This is a genomic window from Ciceribacter sp. L1K22 (assembly GCF_017599385.1).
Lineage (GTDB): Bacteria > Pseudomonadota > Alphaproteobacteria > Rhizobiales > Rhizobiaceae > Allorhizobium.
Window position 1 is genome coordinate 1,966,564 of sequence record NZ_JAGFPK010000001.1, and the last position, 19,447, is coordinate 1,986,010.

The window sequence follows — 19,447 nt, forward strand, 5'->3', positions numbered from 1 at the left end:
ATTCCCACTCCATTGCAGATGGCCGCAACGCCGCGCAGGACAGACGACATGAACCTTTTTGCCGATTTCGAAGCCAGGATCAAAACCGCCCTCGACGAGATGGACATCGTCAAGGCGAAGCGAGGCGAGCTCGATTTCGGCCGTATCGTCGTCGAACCGCCACGCGACCCGAGCCACGGAGATGCCGCGACCAACGCCGCCATGGTGCTGTCCAAGCCGCTCGGCACCAATCCGCGTGCTCTGGCCGACCTGATCGCCGAGAAGCTGAAGGAAGACGCCGACATCGCCGAGATCACGGTGGCCGGTCCCGGCTTCATCAATCTCCGCCTGTCGACCGCATACTGGCAGCGCCTTCTGTCCGACCTGATCGCGAACGGCACAGATTTCGGCCGCTCGACCGTCGGCAAGGGCCGCAAGGTCAATGTCGAATATGTCTCCGCCAACCCGACCGGTCCCATGCATGTCGGCCATTGCCGCGGCGCCGTCGTCGGTGACGCGCTCGCCAACCTGCTCGCCTTCGCCGGTTACGAGGTGACCAAGGAATACTACATCAACGACGCGGGCTCGCAGATCGACGTGCTCGCCCGCTCCGCCTTCCTGCGTTATCGCGAGGCGCTGGGCGAGACCATCGGCGAGATACCGGCCGGCCTTTATCCGGGCGACTATCTCGTCCCGGTCGGCCAGACGCTGGCAGATGAATACGGCCAGAAGCTGCTCGCAATGCCCGAGGAAAAGTGGCTGCCGATCGTCAAGGACAAGGCGATCGACATGATGATGGCGATGATCCGCGACGATCTCGCGACCCTCAACGTCCACCACGACGTGTTCTACTCCGAGCGCACGCTGCATGCCGGCAACGGCGCCGCGATCCTGTCGGCCATCAACGACCTGACCTTCAAGGGGCATGTCTATCGCGGCAAGCTGCCGCCGCCGAAGGGGCAGTTGCCGGAGGACTGGGAAGACCGCGAACAAACGCTGTTCCGCTCCACCGATGTCGGCGACGATATCGACCGTCCGCTGATGAAGTCGGACGGCTCGTTCACCTACTTCGCCGCCGACGTGGCCTACTTTAAGGACAAGTTCGATCGCGGCTACGACGAGATGATCTACGTCCTCGGCGCCGACCATGGTGGCTACGTGAAGCGGCTGGAAGCCGTGGCGCGCGCCGTGTCCGGCGGCAAATCGAAGCTGACAGTGCTGCTCTGCCAGTTGGTCAAGCTCTTCCGCAACGGCGAGCCGGTTAAGATGTCGAAGCGCTCGGGTGATTTCGTTACGCTGCGTGAAGTCGTCGACGAGGTCGGTCGCGATCCCGTCCGCTTCATGATGCTCTATCGGAAGAGTTCCGAGCCGCTCGACTTCGACTTCGCCAAGGTGACGGAACAGTCGAAGGACAATCCGGTCTTCTACGTCCAATACGCCCACGCCCGCTGCATGTCTGTCTTCCGTCAGGCGCGGGAAGCCTTTCCCGACCTTGATTCGGACAACCTGGATCTTGCCGGCGCGGTGCTGCAGTCGGGTCTCGATCCGGCGGAAGTGCAACTGGTCGGCAAGCTCGCAGAATATCCACGAGTAATCGAGGCCGCGGCCCAGTCTCAGGAGCCGCATCGCCTTGCATTTTACCTTTATGATCTGGCAAGTTCGTTCCATGCACATTGGAACAAAGGCAAGGATCAACCCGAATTACGCTTTGTTAACGATAAAAACCGACAATTGAGTATTGCCAGACTTGGGCTGGTGCATGCTGTCGCCTCCGTTTTGAAGTCGGGCCTTGCCATAACTGGCACCGACGCACCGAACGAGATGCGGTAGTCTGTCACCATTTCCCCACAATGCGCTGGCAAGCGTTTTGTCGCGTAAAGAGTGGAAATGGGTATGGTAAAACATCAGGCGGCCCTCCAGGGTGGATTTGGCGGCGACTCCTTCGCGGATGACGACCCGTTGGCGGAGCTTGCCCGGATCGTCGGTTTCGAGCCTGCATCCCAGCCATCCGTCGCGCCGAAGGTCGAGCCGGCCTTCGATCTTGAAGAAGAACTTCTGCGGGAATTCGAGACCTTCGAGGAGCCGGCCCCTGCGCCTGAGGTGGCTGTGGCCGAGGAGCGTCCGGCCTATGAGCCAGTCGAGCCGGGTTTTGACGAGCCCGTCGAACCCGAGCCTCCGTTCCAGACGCCCCTGACAGCCGAGCCTGATTACCGGTCATTGGCCTGGGAAACCGTCGACACCGGCACTGTCGCGCTTGAGCCGGAAGTGGTGCCTCGCGACGAGGACGTGCCGGCGACCTATGCTTTCGAAGACCGCTTTGCGCCGCAGGACGATCTCGCGACCGAACTCGAATGGGCGATTGCCGAACCGCAGGAGGAGCCGACGCCCGTCTCGCCCGTCTCCTTCGATCAGGTGGCTATCGAGCCGGAGCCGCCGGTGGCGCCCGCGCCGCGCCTCAACCTGCCGATCGCCAATTTCGCAGCAAAGCCCAGTCCGCGCGAGCCGGTTTTCGAGGATGCGCCGGTCTCAGCGCCTGCCGCGCCGTCTCTCTCTCTGGAAGATGAGCTCGCGGCCGCATTCGGCTGGGCCACCCCGCAACCGGCTGCATCACGCGCCGAGCCTGCGCCGGAGGTTTATCCCGCGGTCGAAGATCACCGTGTCGAGCCTTCGGTCGAGCCCGACTGGGCCCAGCCTCGGTTCGCCGAACCCGAAGTGGCCGCTACCGTCGCAAACGAGCCGGCTCCCGCCGATACACTCGCGGACTTCTCCGCGTTCGACATGCCCTTCGAGGCCGATGCGCCGGAAGAACCCGCCGCGCCGCGCCGCGAGCCGGATTTCGATATGAGCTTCGCACAGGCCCCGGAGACTGAGGTCGTTGCCGAGGTCGAGGCCCGTCCGTTCGTTTCCCGGTCTGCTCCTGACCAGACGCCGCCGTCGCTCGAGGCCGAGATCGTTGCCGGTTGGCAGCAGGCGCCCCAGGCCGTACCGGCGGCCGAGCCCGTCATTGACCCGCTTCATGATGGCGAGTTCGAACTGGATCTGGAGGATCTGGAGCTCGACCTCTCGGACTTTTCACTGGACGACGAGGCGGAGATTGCAGCCGCAACACCGGCGAACGCCGGTTCCTCGGCGGCTGCCATCAGCGCCTCTTTCGCGCCGGTTGCCGCTGCCGCCGTCACCACTCCGGCCCGCGCCTTTACCCCACCGCCGCCCGCCGTCACACCTGTTGCCCCGCAGTCGGCGCCGCAGCCCGTGAGCCGCGCGAACCCCGTGGCCTCCACGCCTGTCACTGCGCGGTCCGAACCGGCGGTAACGGCCGCCGCCCCCTTGCCGGTTCGTCCGGCGGTCGAGACGAGGGGCCCCGCCAGCCTGGTGGACGAGCCGTTGCCCTTCGACCCGCGCGAGATTTCCGAGCAGGACGACTTGCCGTCGGCGATCCCCGCCCTCGATGTGCCGGAAATCCCGGCGCCTGAGCCGGTCGAGCCGCCGGTCTACAGGACGGAATACGATATCGATCTCGATTCCGAGCTGGCGACGCTCTTTGCCGATACCGCTGTCGCCGAGCCGCAACAGCCGGTTCAGGCGGCAGTCGCGCCGGCCCCGGCAGCGTCGCGCCCTGCGACCGCATCCGGCCCGGTCGAGAATTTCGACGAGTTCGAGAAAGCGCTCGAGGAGGATTTCCGCGAGACCCTCGGTCAGGCGCACGCCAACCCGGCACGTCAGGCGACCCGTGTCGTCATCGAACGGGAAGAAGAGCCCGCCGGCCGCTCCGGCGGCCGCCGACTGCTGCTTGCGGCTTCCGTCGCGCTGATCGCGGTCCTCGCCGCCGGCGGTGGATATGTCTGGCTGACGGGAACGGGCAGCGGCGTCATCGCATCGGGCGAGCCGCCGGTGATCCTGGCCGACAAGGATCCGGTGAAGATCGTTCCCGAAAATCCCGGCGGCACGGCCGTGCCCAACCAGGACAAGGCCGTCTACGATCGTGTCGAGGGCGCTGTCGAGGACCCGAAGCAGGAGAGCCTGATCTCCGGCAGCGAGGAACCGGTCGACGTCGTCCAGAAGACGCTGCTGCCGGAAACGCTGCCGCTTGAGGGCGAAAATGACTCCCTTCTGGCACAAACGCCGGTTGGCGAGACCGAGGATCCTCGCCTCCTGCCGGGCAGCCAGCCGGAAGAGCCGGCAGCCGCCTCGACGGAACCGGAAGCTGTCGCCATCGCGCCCCGCAAGGTCCGCACCATGATCGTCCGTGCCGACGGCACCCTGGTCGCGCAGGACATCGACGAGCCCGCCCCGCAAGCAACGTCGCCGACCGCGCCGGCTCTCGCACAGCCGTCCGCGACGCAAACGGTAGCCGCACCGGTTGAGGCCGCGCCAGCTGTCGAGGCGCCCGCCGCAACCCCTGCTGCGACCGAGACCGTCACGGCCGCCGCGACTGCTCCGGAGACGACCGCGCCGGCACAAACCCCGCAGACCGATTCCGCTCCGGCAGAGGTTGCGACCTCCGCACCGGTCCCGGTCACACGGCCTGCCCAGCAACCGGTTGACGTCGTCAGCACAGTGACCGATCAGGGCAATGTCCGGCCGGCTCCGGCCACCGAGACGCAGACGCCCGCATCGACCTCCACCGAAGCGGCGCAACCTGCCGCGCCGGCGGCAGCCGCGTCGGAATTCTACGTCCAGATCGCATCGCTCCCCTCGGAGGCCGAGGCGCAGAGATCTTACCAGAGCCTGTCCTCGCGCTACGCCGGCGTCATCGGCGGCAAGGGTGTCGACATTAAGCGGGCCGACATCGAAGGCAAGGGAACCTATTATCGCGTGCGCATTCCCGGTGGTTCGCGCGCAGAGGCGATCTCGCTCTGCGAGCGCTACAAGGCCGCCGGAGGTTCCTGCCTCGTCGCACGGTGACGAAAACGACAGGTCTCAACGGATAAAAAGGGCGGAAACGGCGACGTTTCCGCCCTTTTTCCTGTGAATGGTGATTCGCCCGCCTTCGGCTTTTCACGTCAAGCCCCTATGCTGACGGCCATGAGCGAATCAAAAGCAATGATCCTGGGCGTCGCCGGTCCTGCGCTGACACCGAATGAAAAGGCCTTCTTCGAAGCCGAGCAGCCCTGGGGCTTCATCGTCTTCGCCCGCAATCTTGTCGAGCGGCAGCAGATCACCGATCTGGTGGCATCGCTGCGCGAGACCGTGGGTGGACGGAATGCGCCTGTCCTGATCGACCAGGAAGGTGGCCGCGTCCAGCGTATTCGCGAGCCGATCGCGCCGCGCTATCCCTCGGCGGCGGCGCTGGGCGACATCTACCGGCAGGACCGGGAGAGGGGGCTTCGCGCCGCCTGGCTCATGTCGCGCCTGCATGCCTTCGATTTACAGAAGCTCGGCATCAACGTCGATTGCCTGCCGGTGCTGGATGTGCCGGTCGAGGGTGCCAGCAACGTCATCGGCGACCGCGCCTACGGTACCGACCCCGAGACGGTCGCGGCCATGGGTGCGGCGGCCGCGCAAGGGCTTTTGTCAGGCGGTGTGCTGCCGGTGATGAAGCACGTGCCGGGCCACGGTCGCGGCATGGCCGATTCCCATCATGAACTGCCTGTGGTGACGGCGTCGCTGGAAGACCTGGAAGCGCATGACTTCGTGCCCTTCCGCCGAATGGCGGACGCCCTGATGGCGATGAGCGCCCACATCGTCTTTACCGCGATCGATCCCGAGCGCCCGGCGACGACGTCGCCCAAGGTCATACAGGAGATCATCCGCGGTTCGATCGGCTTCAACGGCCTGCTGATGTCCGATGACGTGTCGATGAATGCGCTGAAGGGCACCATCGGCGAACGTGCCCGCGCCATCGTCACCGGCGGCTGCGATGTGGTGCTCCACTGCAATGGCGTGATGGAGGAGATGAGGGCGGTTGCCGCGGAGGTCGGACCGCTTGCCGGCGCCTCGCTTGAACGCGCCCGGGCCGTCGAAGCCGCGCTGGAGCGGAGCGAGCCCGCCGACGAGGCCGTGATCCGCGCCGAGTTCGACGAGATGGGAGCCGCCGCCTGATGGCCCAGCAACCCGGAACGCCCTCGACCGGCAACCGCGCCACCCAGTTGACGCCGATGGACCGGCTGTGGAGCGACGCGGAGGTCGATCGCGCCGCCGGCGAACCGGCGCTCCTGATCGACGTCGCCGGCTTTGAAGGCCCGCTGGACCTGCTCTTGCATCTTGCCCGGACCCAGAAGGTCGACCTGTCGCGCATCTCGGTCCTGGCGCTCGCCGAGCAGTACCTCCAGTTCGTCGAGAGCGCGCGGCGCATCCGCATCGAGCTCGCCGCCGATTATCTCGTCATGGCCGCCTGGCTCGCCTACCTCAAATCGCGCCTGCTGATCCCGCAGCAGTCGAAGGACGATGGTCCCTCGGGCGAGGAAATGGCCGCGACGCTGGCCTTCCGCCTGAAGCGGCTGGAAGCCATGCGCGAGGCGGCAAGCCGTCTGATCAATCGCAATCGTCTTGGCCGCGACGTCTTCCAGCGTGGTCAGCCGGAGCACATGCCGGACCGTGTCCAGTCCGCCTTCGATGCCTCGCTCTACGATCTGCTCAGCGCCTATGCCGCGCTGCGCCAGCGCCAGGCGATCACGCAGGTAACGATCGAGCGCCGCCAGGTCTGGTCGCTGTCGGATGCCCGCGAGCTTCTGTCGCGCATGATCGGCGAGATCGGTGACTGGACCGTGCTCGAGAGTTATCTGCTGCGCTACCTGACACGACCCGAGGAGCGTGTCACGGCGATCGCCTCTGCCTTCGCTGCCTCGCTGGAGCTGGTGCGCGAGGGACGCCTGCAGATCAGGCAGGAATCGGCCTTTGAGCCGATTTTCCTGCGATCCAACCCGCAGCCGGCTCCCGTCGCCGGCCCGCCCCTCTGAGGACGGCCATTGACCGACGTTGACGACGACCGCGACTCTTTGCCGCCCGAGGAAATGGAGCCTGTTTCGATCGACGAGCGAACGCTGCGCGAGGCGCTGCGCATCGCCGAAGCCCTGGTCTTCGCCTCGGCCGAACCGGTGTCGGAGGGTTTTCTCGCCGAGCGCCTGCCCAGAGGCATCGAGGTCCGGCCGCTGATGGAGCAGTTGAAGACGGAGTATGCGAGCCGTGGCGTCAATCTCGTTCAGGTCTCCGACCATTGGGCGTTCCGCACCGCCGCCGACCTATCCTTTGCCATCCGCAAGGAAGACAACGAGGTTCGCAGGCTCTCGCGCGCCGCGCTGGAAGTGCTTGCAATCATTGCCTATCACCAGCCGGTGACACGGGCCGAGATCGAGGAGATCCGCGGCGTGCAGACGTCTAAGGGCACGCTGGACGTGCTGATGGAAGCCGGCTGGGTGCGATTCCGCGGCCGCCGCCGCTCGCCCGGGCGCCCGGTCACGCTTGGCACCACCCGTGACTTCCTCGATCATTTCGGCCTCGAGGAGCTCCGCGACCTGCCCGGCATGGAGGAATTGAAGTCCGCCGGACTGCTCTCCGGCCGTATCCCGCCGGGCTTCAACATGCCGCTCCCGAACCTCGGCGACGAACTCACCGAGGACGAGGATCCGATCACCCCGCTCGACTTGGAGGAACTCGGCCTCTTGACTCCCGGCGGAGAACCGGACGAATAGGGTCATCTTTCGTACGGACGACCGGCCGGGCGCAACAACAGCGCTGACGGCCGTGGCAGGCAGAATGAACAGTATCCAAAGTCCAGCGACGATGCGCCCGGCCGCATCCTCAGAGACCGGCGGCACCGGGCGGCGCGCTGCTGTCACCTTCGCCGCGCGGCTCGGCTTTGAGGATGTCCGCCACGCCTATCACGGCAAGCCGACGATAAGGGGCGTAACCCTGACCGCAGAACCCGGCGAGGTGCTCTGCCTGCTCGGTCCCTCCGGTTCGGGCAAGACGACCCTCCTGCGGATCGCCGCCGGCATCGAGGCGCAGTCCCAAGGCCGTGTCGTGATCAACGATCGCGAGGTTGCCGGTCCCGATGTCTTCCTGCCGCCTGAAAAGCGCGGCATCGGTCTGATGTTCCAGGACTTCGCGCTCTTTCCGCACATGACCATCCTGAAGAACGTGCAGTTCGGCCTGACCGCGCTTCCCGCCCGCGAGGCGGCTGCGGAGGCGATGGTGGCACTGGAGCGCGTCGGCCTGTCGCGCTACGCCCAGTCCTATCCGCACGTGCTGTCCGGCGGCGAGCAGCAGCGCGTGGCCCTTGCCCGTGCGCTGGCGCCGCGTCCGGGCGTTCTCCTGATGGACGAGCCGTTCTCGGGCCTCGACTCCCGTCTCAAGGACACCATTCGCGCCGACACGCTGGCGATCCTGCGGGAAAGCCGCGCCACGGCCATCGTCGTCACCCACGATGCCGAGGAGGCCATGCGCATGGCCGACCGCATTGCGCTTCTGCGGGAGGGCCGGCTTGTGCAGGTTGGCACAGCGGACGAGCTTTATCGTCGTCCAGCCGATCTCTTCGCGGCCGGTTTCTTCTCCGAGATCAACGAGTTTTCCGGCCGCGTCCGGGCCGGCATGGTCGAGACGCCGCTCGGCGCGGTGCCGGCCGGTGGCCTTGCGGAGGAAGCCGCCTGCTCGGCGGCGGTCCGCCTGTCGGCCGTGGATGTCCGCGAAACCGGTGGCGCGATCCCCGCGCGCATCCTGTCGCGCCGCTTCCTCGGCGTGGTGGAAATGCTGGAACTTGCCGTGCCGGGCTCGGACCAGCCGGTGCGCGCGCGTATCCGCGCCGACCTCCTGCCGACAGGCGTCAGGGAGGTCACTGTGAATGTGAAGCCTCACGACATTTTGGTGTTTGAAAAAGAGCGTTAAACCCCTTACATCGGTGTGACGCAAAAACAAGGAGTTGCAGTAATGGGTTCTTTCAGCGTGTGGCACTGGCTGATCGTTCTGGCGATCGTCCTGCTTCTCTTCGGCCGCGGCAAGATTCCGGAGCTCATGGGCGACTTGGCCAAGGGGATCAAGAGCTTCAAGAAGGGCATGTCCGACGACGACGCTGCGGACAACCATCCGAAGAACGTCGAGCACAAGGCCGACGAAACCAAGTAACGCATCGGCGTAACGGCGGCGCGTCCTGTTGCCGCCGGTTCAGGAGCCTTCCTAATGCTCGATATTGGCTGGAGCGAACTGCTCGTCGTCGCGGTGATCCTGATCGTCGTGGTGGGGCCGAAGGACTTGCCGCCCATGCTGAGGGCCTTCGGCAAGATGATGACGAAGCTGCGTCGCACCGCCGGCGAGTTCCGTTCGCAGTTCGACGAGGCGCTGCGCGAAGCGGACCTCGAGGATGTCGGTCGCAGCATCTCGGACGTTAGGAAGTTTAATCCCGCATCGGTGGTTCGCGACGCAATCAGCCCGCTTCGTGAGGCCGGCGACAGCATTCGCTCCGATATCGGCAAGGCAACGACCGCCGCTGCTGGAACGGCGGCCGCCACGTCCGAGGCGAAGTCCGCCCCTTTGCCGGAAATGCCGTCTCCGCTTCCACCCGTCACATCCGATCTGGTGAAGCAGGCCGATCCGGCGCCCGCAGCACCGGCAGGCGAGCAGGCGAAGGCCAAGCCGGCCAAATCGAGCAAGACGGCCAAGACCCCTGCGGCCAAGCCCGTCACGAAGCACGCGAAGGCTGCGGCTCCAGCAGTTGCCGTTCCTACGGACAACGCGAAGGCTCCGGCCCGCAAGCCCAAGGCCGCCAAGCCTGCTGCTGAACCGAAGCCGGCTGAACCTGCGAAACCCGCGCCCGCCCGCAAGGCGCCGGCTCGCCGCAAGACCGCAACGACCACGAAGGACAAGGCATGAGCGGGGATATCGAAGACAAGCCGCAGCCGCTCCTCGAACATCTGATCGAGCTCCGCACCCGGTTGATCTGGTCGCTTGGCGCGTTTTTCATCGCCTTCATCGTCTGCTTCTTCTTCGCCAAGGACCTCTTCAACCTGCTGGTCGTGCCCTACAAATGGGCGGTGACCTGGGCGGGTCTCGACGTCAACAAGGCGGAACTCATCTACACAGCGCCACAGGAATTCTTCTTCACCCAGATCAAGGTGGCGATGTTCGGCGCGCTGGTGATCGCTTTCCCGATCATCGCCTCGCAGATCTACAAGTTCGTGGCACCCGGCCTCTACAAGAACGAGCGGGCGGCATTCCTGCCGTTTCTGATTGCGTCGCCACTGCTCTTTCTGCTCGGCGGCGCGCTGGTCTACTTCTTCTTCACCCCCATGGTCATGTGGTTCTTCCTGGCGATGCAGCAGGCGCCGGCCGATGGCGAGGTGGCGATCTCGCTGATGCCGAAGGTGTCTGAGTATCTGAGCCTGATCATGACGCTGGTGATCTCCTTCGGACTGGTCTTCCAGCTGCCCGTCGTGACCACGCTGCTTGCCCGCGTCGGCCTGCTGCAAAGCAGCTGGCTTGCCGACAAGCGCAAGTATTTCATCGTCGTCGCCTTCGTCGTCGCAGCCGTCCTGACACCGCCCGATCCGATCTCCCAGATCGGTCTTGCACTGCCCACCATCCTTCTCTACGAGATAGCCATCTATGCGGCGCGACTCGTGGAGCGCAACCGGGCGAAGACCGAGGTCGCTGCTCCGGACGAGGTGGACGAGCCCTAACCGGTTCTCTCCAGTGGCCGCGCCCGCATGGCGCCGATGCCGGCCCCGCATCGTCGTGCGGGGTTCATCTCTTTTTCTGACGAACCCTGGTAAGCCCAATGCTTGACATCAAATGGATCCGCGACAATCCCGAGGCTCTCGACGCCGCGCTCGCCAAGCGTGGCGCACAACCGCTGGCCGCCGGCCTGATCTCGCTCGACGAGAAGCGCCGCGCCGTCGTCCATTCGATGCAGGAAATGCAGTCCCGCCGCAACGCCGCCTCCAAGGAGATCGGCGCGGCCATGGCGCAGAAGAACACCGAGCTCGCCGAAAAGCTGAAGGCCGAGGTCGCCACCCTGAAGGACACGCTGCCTTCGGCCGAAGAGGAGGAGCGCAAGCTCACCGCCGAACTGACCGACGCCCTGTCGCGCATCCCCAATATCCCGCTCGACGACGTGCCTGTCGGTAAGGACGAACACGACAATGTCGTCAAGCGCACCGTCGGCCAGAAACCCGGCTGGAACCATGCCGCGAAGGAGCACTACGAAATCGGCGAAGCCCTCGGCTACATGGATTTCGACCGCGCGGCCAAGCTCTCCGGCGCCCGCTTCACGGTGCTCACGTCGCAGCTCGCAAAGCTGGAACGGGCGCTCGGCCAGTTCATGCTCGACCTGCACACCACCGAGCACGGCTATACGGAAGTCTCGTCGCCGCTGATGGTGCGCGATGAGGCCATGTACGGCACGGGTCAGCTTCCGAAATTCGCCGAGGACCTGTTCAAGACCACCGACGGCCGCTGGCTGATTCCGACGGCGGAGGTCACGCTGACCAATCTCGTCTCCGGGGAAATCCTCGAGCAGGACAAGCTGCCGCTGCGTTTCACCGCGCTGACACCGTCCTTCCGTTCGGAAGCCGGCTCCGCCGGCCGCGACACCCGCGGCATGCTGCGCCAGCACCAGTTCTGGAAGTGCGAGCTCGTCTCGATCACCGACGCCGAAAGCTCGATCGCCGAACACGAGCGCATGACCGAATGCGCCGAAACCGTGCTGAAGCGGCTCGGCCTGCATTTCCGCACGATGACGCTTTGCACCGGCGACATGGGCTTCGGCGCGCGCAAGACCTACGACATCGAGGTCTGGCTGCCCGGACAGGACACCTACCGCGAAATTTCGTCGTGCTCCGTCTGCGGCGATTTCCAGGGGCGGCGCATGAACGCCCGCTATCGCGGCAAGGATGACAAGGGCACGACCTTCGTCCATACGCTGAACGGCTCCGGCGTTGCCGTCGGCCGCTGCCTGATCGCGGTCATGGAAAACTACCTGAACGAGGATGGGTCGATCACTGTTCCCGACGTGCTGCTGCCCTACATGGGCGGTATCACCAGGATCGAAAAGGCAGCGTGAGGAAAAAGACGATGCGGATATTGCTGACCAATGACGACGGCATCCATGCCGAGGGTCTGGCGGCTCTCGAACGCATCGCCCGGACGTTGACCGACGACGTCTGGGTCGTCGCGCCCGAGACCGATCAGAGCGGTCTCGCCCACTCGCTGACGATTTCCGAACCCTTGCGCCTGCGCCGCATCGACGACAAGCGCTTCGCGCTGCGCGGCACCCCGACCGATTGCGTGATCATGGCGATCCGCGAACTGATGGACGAAAAGCCCGATCTGGTTCTTTCTGGCGTCAATGCCGGCGGCAACCTCGCCGACGACGTCACCTATTCCGGCACGGTCGCCGGCGCCATCGAGGGCACGCTGCAGGGCGTTCGCTCCATCGCGCTCAGCCAGCTTTACGACTACACCAACGGAGGCCGCGTCATACCGTGGGAGGTCGCGGAGACGCTGGGTCCGAAACTGATCGAGCAACTGCTCAAGGCCGATCTACCGGCCGGCACCTTCCTGAATGTCAACTTCCCGCGCTGCGCGCCGTCGGAAGTGCAGGGCATCGAGGTGACCTCGCAGGGCAAGCTCGACTTCGGCCTGGAGGTCGAGGAGCGCGCCGATGGCCGTGGCTTCCCGTATTACTGGCTGCGCTTCGGCAATCGCGGCGACCGCTTCCGCGAAGGTACCGATATCAAGGCGATCCAGGACAACAAGATCTCCGTGTCGCCGCTGAAGATCGATACGACGGACTATTCCGCTCAGGACGCTGTCGGCCGGGCGCTTGGCTTCGGGGTCGGCCGTTGAAGACAGGGATGATCGAAAAGGAAGGCTTCGCGGCGCTGGTCTTGCGTCTGAGGGCCGAGGGCATTTCCGATCTCGATCTCCTGACCGCCGTCGAACAAACCCAGCGCTCGCGCTTCGTGCCGGCCCAGTTCGTCGATCAGGCCTATTCCAGCCGCACCATCCCGATCGATTGCGGTTCCTTCATGGAGGGCGCCGATCTGGCTGTCCGCATCCTCCACAAGTTGAACGTCAAGCCCGGCCACCGGGTGCTGGAGATCGGCACCGGCAGTGGCTTCATGACGACGGTGCTTGGCCGCCTGGCCGAGCGGGTTCTCTCGCTCGACAGGTTCAGTACCCTGATCGCCGCCGCCCAGCGCCGTCTCGACGAGCACGGGCTCCGCAACGTTGTCCTGCGCCAGGCCGACGGCTCCTCGGGCGTGCCGGGCGAAGGTACGTTCGACCGGATCGTGGCCACCGCCGGCTTTTCCCAGATGCCGCGCTTTCTCGCCGAGCAGATGGTCTCCGGCGGTGTCGCGGTTGTTCCCGTCGCCGTGGAGGAGGGGCGCTACGTAATGGTCCGCCTCACCAAGACGGGCAGCCGTTTCGAGCGCGAGGACTTCTTCGAGACACCCTATCTGCCGCTCGAGTCGAGGGTCGCGCAGAGCCTGTGAGGCAAGGGCAGGAGCATAAATCGGGGAAGCCCGATATGTTCGACAGATCGAAATTATTCATAACGATTCGTGTCGGTTAACCCGCCAGTAACACTAACGCGCTTTAATAAAACCGTCTCGAGTTGCGTATGAGTGGAACGAGTTATGCGTATGAGTGTATCGCTGAAATCCGGCAAGTCCGTCGCCCGCGCCGTCGCCGCCGTGCTTCTTGCCGGTGCTGCCGCCGGCTGCAGCTCCGACGCGTCGCGGTTCAGCGGCATCTTCTCCCAGGATACCCTGACCACCGCCTCCATCCGGCGCGGTGATGCCGGCCTCAATGGCCAGGCGCCGGTTCCGTCCGCCGATGTCGCCGGATCGTCGATGCCGGCCGCGCAACAGCCCGACTATTCCAATCGCCAGCAGGCGCTGTCGCAGCCGTATCCGGCCCAGCCGTCCTACGGCACGATCGGCACCTCGTCGCCGGCTCGTGCATCGATTCAGCGCTCCGAACTGGCGTCGCCCGGCGTCGCCTCCGCGGCACCGGCCTCCACCGCCCGCCAGGAAGCGCTCGCTCAGCCGTTCCCCGCCGCACCCGCTGCCTCGCAGACGGCCAGCGCAAACCGGCCGATCGTGCCGCCGGAAGATTCCATCACCACCGGTTCAAACCCGACACCGGCGCCTCAGGCTGTCGCAGCACGTTCCGCGGCCGAACCGGCTTCGTTGCCGACTGCGCCAAAACCCATGCCGAAGCCGGCAGAGGAGCAGAAGGTCGCCGTCCTGCCGACGACGCCGTCCAGCCGCGACAAGCAGCAGTCGGGCTCGGCCGATCCGGCAAAGACGGTCGCTTCCAACGGTGCGTCGGGCGGCAACACCTACACCGTGAAGCCGGGTGATTCGCTTGCGAAGATCTCGAAGGAAACCGGCACCCCGATCGACGCGCTGAAGTCGGCCAACGGCCTGACCACCGCGACCATCCGCGTCGGACAGACGCTGAAGCTTCCGGCCGGCGCCGCGTCGAAGACCGACGACGTCAAAACCGCCTCCGTTCCGGCAAAGGCCGATGCCAAGCCGGCACCCGCCGCCTACCAGCCGCCGAAGGAAAGCGTTTCCGAAGTCGCCTCCATCGACACCAAGGAAACCGCGCCGGCCGCGACCGGCATCGGCAAGTACCGCTGGCCGGTCACCGGCGCCGTGGTTGCCCGTTACGGCCAGAACGTCGATGGCAAGCGCAATGACGGTATCGACATCTCGGTGCCAGCCGGCACCGCCGTCAAGGCCGCGGAAAACGGTGTCGTCATCTATGCCGGCAATGGTCTGAAGGAACTCGGCAACACGGTTCTCGTCCGCCACGACGATGGTACCGTCACCGTCTACGGTCACGCCGACAATCTCTCGGTCCAGCGCGGCCAGAAGGTCCAGCGCGGCCAGCAGATCGCCACGTCTGGTATGAGCGGCAGCGCCACCCGCCCGATGTTGCACTTCGAGGTGCGCAAGGATGCGACACCCGTCGACCCCATGACATTCCTGGAATAGTAGTGCGTACCAGGAAGATCGAGGAAGGCCCGGTTCTGCCGGGCCTTTCTTGCGTTTGGGGTACTAGTCGCGATCCGTCTGCACGCGCAGTCGCCCTGCGAGATCCTGGATGTACTGCCAGGCCACGCGGCCCGATCGTCCGCCACGCGTGGTCGCCCATTCCAGCGCCTCGCGGTGCAGTTGCTCGCGCTCCAGCGGCAGGCTGAAATGCTCGGCGTAGCCATCGATCATCGTCAGGTAGTCGTCCTGGCTGCACTTGTGGAAGCCGAGCCAGAGGCCGAAGCGGTCAGACAGCGAGACCTTTTCCTCGACCGCTTCCGACGGATTGATCGCCGTCGACTGCTCGTTCTCGATCATGTTGCGCGGCAGGAGATGGCGCCGGTTGGAGGTCGCATAGAACAGCACATTGTCCGGGCGCCCCTCGATGCCGCCGTCGAGCGCCGCCTTCAGCGACTTGTAGGCGGTATCGTCATGGTCGAACGACAGGTCGTCGCAGAACACGATGACCCGGTACTGCGTCGCCTTGATCAGGTCGAGAAGTTCCGGCAGGCTCGATATGTCCTCGCGATGCACCTCGACAAGTTTCAGCAGGTTGAAGCCGTCAGCGCGGATATCGGCGTGAACGGCCTTCACCAGCGAGGACTTGCCCATGCCGCGCGCGCCCCACAGCAGCACGTTGTTGGCGGGAAAGCCCTCGGCGAAGCGCGCCGTGTTCTCGTGCAGGATGTCGCGCACCCGGTCGACGCCGCGGATCAGCGTCAGCGCCACGCGGTTCGGACGCGGCACCGGCTGGAGATGGCGCCGCTGCGGCGCCCAGACGAAGCAGTCGGCTGCCTCCCAGTCGTTGTCCGCCGGCGCCGGTCCGGCCAGCCGCTCCATTGCGTCAGCCAGGCGACGAACTTCCGAGATCAGGTCCTTGATGCGTTCCGACATGGATAACCTCCCGTTCAATTCTCCGGCATTGCCGGGGCATGTCCGCTTTTTCCGGCGCCTAGCATGGCAATTTGACGGTCGAAAGGGTAAGAGGCTGAAAAACGGTACGCCAGCCGGCTGTTTCGGTTGCATTCGCCCCGCTCGCCACTATATTCCGGCGGCCTGACGCGGGACGGAGAGACCCGTGCATTCACGAATAAGATGAGGGAGTTTCCTATGTTCATTACCCCGGCATTTGCCCAGGATGCGGCTGCCACACCCGCGGCGTTCGGCTCCGGTCTGGAGATGCTGTTCCTGTTCGCGCCGCTGATGGTGGTGTGGTACTTCTTCCTGATCCGTCCGCAGCGCCAGCAGATGAAGAAGCGTCAGGAAACGCTTTCGGCCATCCGTCGTGGCGACCAGGTCGTTCTGGGCGGCGGCATTTCCGGCAAGGTGACGAAGGTCATCGACGACAACGACCTCGAGGTCGAGATCGCCGAGGGCGTCAAGATCCGCGCCGTGCGCGCCTACATCGCCGAAGTGCGCGTCAAGGGCGAACCGGTCAAGACCGAAACGGCCGCCTGACGGGCGGGCCATAGCGGCCCGCACCGACCCCATACCTTCCCAGATATCGAGACCCATATGCTTCACTATTCCCGCTGGAAGACAATGTTCATTTGGCTGACCGTGCTGGTCGGCATTATCGTGGCCATGCCGAACATGTTCAGCGACGAGCAGCTGGAGCGGTTTCCGTCCTTCCTGCCGACCAGCAAGGTAACCCTGGGTCTCGACCTTCAGGGCGGCTCGCACATCATGCTGAAGCTCGAGCGCGACGATATCGTCAAGGAGCGGCTCGAGACCACCGTCGGCGACATCCGCGCCGCGCTGCGCGAGGCCGGTATCCGCTACACCGGTCTGTCCGGTGTCGGCCAGCAGGTCCAGGTCCGGATTGTCGATGCCAGCCAGGTTGATGCCGCCCGCGAAGCGCTGCGCGACATCACCACGCCGGTCAACGCCGGCGGCCTGACGGGCGGCACGGTCCAGGAAGTGGTGATCGAGGACGGCGAGGACGGGCTTCTGCGCCTGCGCCTCACCGACGAGGGCATCAATTACCGTGTGAGCTCCGCGCTCACCCAGTCGATCGAGGTCGTGCGCCGCCGCGTCGACGAACTCGGGACCACTGAACCTCTGATCCAGCGCCAGGGCGACGACCGCATCATCGTCCAGGTGCCGGGCCTCCAGGATCCGCAGCGCCTGAAGGCCCTGCTCAACCAGACCGCCAAGCTCTCCTTCCGCATGGTCGACACCACCATGCCGGTCGAGGAAGCGATCAACGGCCGTCCGCCGGCGTCGTCCGAGGTTCTCTATTCGGCCGACGATCCTGCCGTGCCGTATCTTGTCGAGAAGCAGGTGCTTGTCTCGGGCGAAAACCTCGTCGACGCCCAGGCGAGCTTCGCCCAGCAGACCAACGAGCCCGTCGTCACCTTCCGTTTCGACAGTCGCGGCGCCCAGCGTTTCGCCCAGGCGACGCAGCAGAATGTCGGTCGCCCGTTCGCGATCATTCTTGACGATCAGGTCATCTCCGCGCCGGTCATCCGCGAACCGATCGTCGGCGGCTCCGGCCAGATTTCCGGTAATTTCACGGTCGAGGGCGCCAATGACCTCGCGGTCCTGCTGCGCGCCGGCGCACTGCCGGCGACGCTCACCGTCGTCGAGGAACGCACCGTCGGCCCCGGCCTCGGCCAGGACTCGATCAATGCCGGCATCACCGCCAGTATCATCGGCGCCATCGCCGTCGTCGTCTTCATGCTTGGCTTCTACGGCTCGTTCGGCCTGATGGCCAATATCGCGCTGACCTTCAACGTCGTGATGATCCTGGCACTGCTCAGCCTGATCGGCTCGACGCTGACGCTGCCCGGCATCGCCGGCATCGTGCTCACCATGGGCATGGCGGTGGACTCCAACGTTCTGGTCTACGAACGTATCCGCGAGGAGGCAAAGGCGGGTCGATCCCTTGTGCAGGCGATCGAGACCGGCTTTACCAAGGCCTTCGCCACCATCGTCGACGCCAACCTGACGACGCTGATCGCCGCCGTCGTGCTGTTCTTCCTCGGCTCCGGCCCCGTGCGCGGCTTCGCCGTGACGCTCGCCATCGGTATCGTGACCACCGTCTTCACCGCCTTCACGCTGACCCGCTGGCTGGTCGCCACCTGGTATCGCTGGCAGCGCCCGAAGCATCTGCCGAAGGGCATCCGCACCGGCATCTTCGACACGCAGAACATCCCGTTCATGTCGATCCGCCGGTTTACCTTCGCCATCGCCGGCGCCCTGTCGATCGCCTCGCTCGTCGGCTTCACCACGCTCGGCCTCAATCTTGGCATCGACTTCACCGGCGGCTCGATCATCGAGGTCAAGGCCCGCCAGGGCAATGCCGACATCGCCGACCTGCGCTCGCGCCTCAACGAATTGAACCTCGGCGAAATCCAGGCCCAGGGTTTCGGCGATCCATCGAGCGTCCTGATCCGTGTCCAGGCCCAGGAGGGCGGCGAAAATGCCGAGCAGTCGGCGCTGTCTGCCATTCGCGGGGAGATCGAGGACCAGTACGAGTTCCGTCGTGTCGAGGTGGTTGGCCCCTCCGTGTCGAGCGAGCTGACCGAGACCGCCACCCTTGGCGTCGCCGCGGCGCTGTTCGCAATCCTCATCTATATCTGGTTCCGCTTCGAGTGGCAGTTCGCCGTTGGTGCCATCATCGCGACGCTGCACGATGTCATCCTGACCATCGGCCTCTTCGTCTTCCTCGGTATCGAGTTCAACTTGACGAGTATCGCCGCGATCCTGACGATCATCGGCTATTCGCTGAACGACACCGTCGTCGTCTACGACCGAATGCGCGAGAACCTCAGGCGCTACAAGAAGATGCCGCTCGACGTCGTGATCGACAGCTCGATCAACCAGACCCTGTCGCGTACGGTCCTGACCGGCACGACGACCATGCTGGCGCTCGCGGCCCTCTACTTCTTCGGCGGCGAGGTCATTGCCTCCTTCACGCTCGCCATGCTGTTCGGCGTGCTGGTCGGTACCTTCTCGTCGGTCTACATCGCGGCCCCCGTGCTTATCGCCTTCAAGCTGCGTCCGGAGACCTTCCAGGGGGAAGGCAAGGACGAGCTTGCCGGTGGCAAGGCGCGGGCCTGACGCAATGGTGCTTGGCCCGACCAAGGGGATCGTCATCCGTGAGGCGCATTTTCCGGGCCGCGCGCCGATCGATGCCTATGGCAATGGCGGTTTCCGCTTCGCCGACATGTCGCATCGCGGTTCGCTTCTGCTGCTGCCGTCTGGCATTCACGGCTGGCAGATGACGGAAGACGAACCGCTGACCGTCGAAAGCCTTGCCAAGGTGATCGCCGACGCTGACGGCATAGAGGTTCTGCTGGTCGGCACGGGATCGCGGCTTCGCCCGATTCCGGCCCCGGTGAAGGAAGCGCTGCGTGCCGCCGGCATTTCCAGCGACCCGATGGGAACCGGCGCCGCCGTGCGCACGTATAACATCATGCTGGCCGAACAGCGCGCCGTCGCCGCGGCCCTGATCGCGGTCTGAGCCCGAACGACAGACAAGAGAA

Annotated in this window: 17 protein-coding genes; 16 read left to right on the plus strand and 1 reads right to left on the minus strand. The window is 65.2% G+C overall.

Annotated elements, in window-relative coordinates; genetic code table 11:
• Positions 1 to 48 precede the first annotated feature (48 nt).
• The 13 genes from argS to J5J09_RS09930 all read left to right on the plus strand — a co-directional run bounded on the left by argS (position 49) and on the right by J5J09_RS09930 (position 14,918).
• Positions 49 to 1,809, plus strand: coding sequence for an arginine--tRNA ligase (argS, locus tag J5J09_RS09870; RefSeq protein WP_208549673.1), 1,761 nt, complete (start codon positions 49 to 51; stop codon positions 1,807 to 1,809).
• Positions 1,810 to 1,872: 63 nt separating this feature from the next.
• A complete protein-coding gene (locus tag J5J09_RS09875) occupies positions 1,873 to 4,884 on the plus strand; it encodes an SPOR domain-containing protein (protein WP_208549678.1) in 3,012 nt (1,003 codons plus the stop codon).
• Between the two features lie 120 nt (positions 4,885 to 5,004).
• Positions 5,005 to 6,021, plus strand: coding sequence for a beta-N-acetylhexosaminidase (nagZ, locus tag J5J09_RS09880; protein WP_208549681.1), 1,017 nt, complete (start codon positions 5,005 to 5,007; stop codon positions 6,019 to 6,021).
• A complete protein-coding gene (locus tag J5J09_RS09885) occupies positions 6,021 to 6,878 on the plus strand; it encodes a ScpA family protein (RefSeq protein ID WP_246745821.1) in 858 nt (285 codons plus the stop codon). Before nagZ ends, J5J09_RS09885 begins: the two co-directional genes overlap by 1 nt.
• Before the next feature lie 54 nt (positions 6,879 to 6,932).
• The gene (gene scpB / locus J5J09_RS09890; protein ID WP_208553498.1) at positions 6,933 to 7,610 is read left to right on the plus strand and encodes an SMC-Scp complex subunit ScpB; all 678 of its coding nucleotides are present in this window, start codon (positions 6,933 to 6,935) and stop codon (positions 7,608 to 7,610) included.
• A 91-nt stretch (positions 7,611 to 7,701) separates the two neighbouring features.
• The gene (locus J5J09_RS09895; protein ID WP_208553505.1) at positions 7,702 to 8,802 is read left to right on the plus strand and encodes an ABC transporter ATP-binding protein; all 1,101 of its coding nucleotides are present in this window, start codon (positions 7,702 to 7,704) and stop codon (positions 8,800 to 8,802) included.
• Between the two features lie 42 nt (positions 8,803 to 8,844).
• Positions 8,845 to 9,039 (plus strand): twin-arginine translocase TatA/TatE family subunit, encoded by a 195-nt coding sequence (locus tag J5J09_RS09900; RefSeq protein WP_208549682.1) that lies wholly within the window; start codon positions 8,845 to 8,847, stop codon positions 9,037 to 9,039.
• 54 nt (positions 9,040 to 9,093) lie between these two features.
• Complete coding sequence (gene tatB, locus J5J09_RS09905; RefSeq protein ID WP_208549684.1) at positions 9,094 to 9,783, plus strand: Sec-independent protein translocase protein TatB; 690 nt, start codon at positions 9,094 to 9,096, stop codon at positions 9,781 to 9,783.
• Positions 9,780 to 10,589 (plus strand): twin-arginine translocase subunit TatC, encoded by an 810-nt coding sequence (tatC, locus tag J5J09_RS09910; RefSeq protein WP_208549687.1) that lies wholly within the window; start codon positions 9,780 to 9,782, stop codon positions 10,587 to 10,589. The genes tatB and tatC overlap by 4 nt, the downstream gene beginning before the upstream one ends.
• A gap of 98 nt (positions 10,590 to 10,687) precedes the next feature.
• The gene (serS, locus tag J5J09_RS09915; protein WP_208549689.1) at positions 10,688 to 11,971 is read left to right on the plus strand and encodes a serine--tRNA ligase; all 1,284 of its coding nucleotides are present in this window, start codon (positions 10,688 to 10,690) and stop codon (positions 11,969 to 11,971) included.
• Between the two features lie 11 nt (positions 11,972 to 11,982).
• Positions 11,983 to 12,756: a 5'/3'-nucleotidase SurE gene (gene surE, locus J5J09_RS09920; protein WP_208549692.1), complete on the plus strand. Its 774-nt coding sequence runs from the start codon at positions 11,983 to 11,985 to the stop codon at positions 12,754 to 12,756.
• Between the two features lie 8 nt (positions 12,757 to 12,764).
• On the plus strand, positions 12,765 to 13,406 hold the full coding sequence (locus J5J09_RS09925; protein ID WP_208549695.1) for a protein-L-isoaspartate(D-aspartate) O-methyltransferase: 642 nt from the start codon (positions 12,765 to 12,767) through the stop codon (positions 13,404 to 13,406).
• A gap of 144 nt (positions 13,407 to 13,550) precedes the next feature.
• On the plus strand, positions 13,551 to 14,918 hold the full coding sequence (locus J5J09_RS09930) for a peptidoglycan DD-metalloendopeptidase family protein (protein ID WP_208549699.1): 1,368 nt from the start codon (positions 13,551 to 13,553) through the stop codon (positions 14,916 to 14,918).
• 63 nt (positions 14,919 to 14,981) lie between these two features.
• On the opposite strand, the gene J5J09_RS09935 is transcribed toward J5J09_RS09930, so the two are convergent.
• The gene (locus J5J09_RS09935; protein ID WP_208549700.1) at positions 14,982 to 15,851 is read right to left on the minus strand and encodes an ATP-binding protein; all 870 of its coding nucleotides are present in this window, start codon (positions 15,849 to 15,851) and stop codon (positions 14,982 to 14,984) included.
• Positions 15,852 to 16,067: 216 nt separating this feature from the next.
• Here J5J09_RS09935 and yajC point away from each other — a divergent pair, with 216 nt between their 5' ends.
• Genes yajC through J5J09_RS09950 form a run of 3 tightly spaced genes read left to right on the plus strand, consistent with a single transcriptional unit; the run spans position 16,068 to position 19,425 of the window.
• Positions 16,068 to 16,415 (plus strand): preprotein translocase subunit YajC, encoded by a 348-nt coding sequence (gene yajC, locus J5J09_RS09940; RefSeq protein WP_208549708.1) that lies wholly within the window; start codon positions 16,068 to 16,070, stop codon positions 16,413 to 16,415.
• A 57-nt stretch (positions 16,416 to 16,472) separates the two neighbouring features.
• Entirely contained in the window at positions 16,473 to 19,022 is a 2,550-nt protein-coding gene (gene secDF / locus J5J09_RS09945; protein ID WP_208549710.1) for a protein translocase subunit SecDF, read from the plus strand.
• A gap of 4 nt (positions 19,023 to 19,026) precedes the next feature.
• On the plus strand, positions 19,027 to 19,425 hold the full coding sequence (locus J5J09_RS09950) for an Mth938-like domain-containing protein (protein ID WP_208553508.1): 399 nt from the start codon (positions 19,027 to 19,029) through the stop codon (positions 19,423 to 19,425).
• Positions 19,426 to 19,447 lie beyond the last annotated feature (22 nt).

What these genes read in the sequence shown, in the direction of transcription:
- argS (WP_208549673.1), top strand. Translation starts at nt 49, where the DNA reads ATGAACCTTTTTGCCGATTTCGAAGCCAGGATCAAAACCGCCCTCGAC.
- J5J09_RS09875 (WP_208549678.1), top strand. Translation starts at nt 1,873, where the DNA reads ATGGTAAAACATCAGGCGGCCCTCCAGGGTGGATTTGGCGGCGACTCC.
- nagZ (WP_208549681.1), top strand. Translation starts at nt 5,005, where the DNA reads ATGAGCGAATCAAAAGCAATGATCCTGGGCGTCGCCGGTCCTGCGCTG.
- J5J09_RS09885 (WP_246745821.1), top strand. Translation starts at nt 6,021, where the DNA reads ATGGCCCAGCAACCCGGAACGCCCTCGACCGGCAACCGCGCCACCCAG.
- scpB (WP_208553498.1), top strand. Translation starts at nt 6,933, where the DNA reads ATGGAGCCTGTTTCGATCGACGAGCGAACGCTGCGCGAGGCGCTGCGC.
- J5J09_RS09895 (WP_208553505.1), top strand. Translation starts at nt 7,702, where the DNA reads ATGCGCCCGGCCGCATCCTCAGAGACCGGCGGCACCGGGCGGCGCGCT.
- J5J09_RS09900 (WP_208549682.1), top strand. Translation starts at nt 8,845, where the DNA reads ATGGGTTCTTTCAGCGTGTGGCACTGGCTGATCGTTCTGGCGATCGTC.
- tatB (WP_208549684.1), top strand. Translation starts at nt 9,094, where the DNA reads ATGCTCGATATTGGCTGGAGCGAACTGCTCGTCGTCGCGGTGATCCTG.
- tatC (WP_208549687.1), top strand. Translation starts at nt 9,780, where the DNA reads ATGAGCGGGGATATCGAAGACAAGCCGCAGCCGCTCCTCGAACATCTG.
- serS (WP_208549689.1), top strand. Translation starts at nt 10,688, where the DNA reads ATGCTTGACATCAAATGGATCCGCGACAATCCCGAGGCTCTCGACGCC.
- surE (WP_208549692.1), top strand. Translation starts at nt 11,983, where the DNA reads ATGCGGATATTGCTGACCAATGACGACGGCATCCATGCCGAGGGTCTG.
- J5J09_RS09925 (WP_208549695.1), top strand. Translation starts at nt 12,765, where the DNA reads ATGATCGAAAAGGAAGGCTTCGCGGCGCTGGTCTTGCGTCTGAGGGCC.
- J5J09_RS09930 (WP_208549699.1), top strand. Translation starts at nt 13,551, where the DNA reads ATGCGTATGAGTGTATCGCTGAAATCCGGCAAGTCCGTCGCCCGCGCC.
- J5J09_RS09935 (WP_208549700.1), bottom strand. Translation starts at nt 15,851, where the DNA reads ATGTCGGAACGCATCAAGGACCTGATCTCGGAAGTTCGTCGCCTGGCT.
- yajC (WP_208549708.1), top strand. Translation starts at nt 16,068, where the DNA reads ATGTTCATTACCCCGGCATTTGCCCAGGATGCGGCTGCCACACCCGCG.
- secDF (WP_208549710.1), top strand. Translation starts at nt 16,473, where the DNA reads ATGCTTCACTATTCCCGCTGGAAGACAATGTTCATTTGGCTGACCGTG.
- J5J09_RS09950 (WP_208553508.1), top strand. Translation starts at nt 19,027, where the DNA reads ATGGTGCTTGGCCCGACCAAGGGGATCGTCATCCGTGAGGCGCATTTT.